We start from the raw sequence: 261 nt of genomic DNA on the forward strand, positions 1-261 counted from the left end.
CCTCGCGGCGCTGCGCCGGCATGCCGCCCAGGGCCCGGTGGATCGCCCACAAGGCAACCAGCCCCAGCGGCAGGTTGATCCAGAACACCCAGCGCCATGACAGGTACTCGGTCAACCATCCTCCCAGCACCGGCCCGGCGACACTCGCCACTGCATACATGCTGCTGAAATAGCCCTGGTAGCGGCCGCGTTCACGCGGGGGCACGAAGTCGCCGATGATTGCCTGGCTGACCGAAACCATGCCGCCCGCGCCAATGCCCT

Annotated in this window: 1 protein-coding gene; it reads right to left on the reverse strand. The window is 67.8% G+C overall.

Annotation, left to right across the window (positions count from 1 at the left end; genetic code table 11):
- Nucleotides 1-241, reverse strand: a 241-nt coding sequence (locus R0J88_RS21100; protein ID WP_410901041.1) for an MFS transporter, incomplete at its 3' end; no start/stop codon positions are given.
- Between the last annotated feature and the right edge of the window lie 20 nt (nt 242-261).

It is taken from the genome of Pseudoalteromonas sp. SIMBA_162 (assembly GCF_046535955.1).
Lineage (GTDB): Bacteria > Pseudomonadota > Gammaproteobacteria > Enterobacterales > Alteromonadaceae > Pseudoalteromonas > Pseudoalteromonas marina.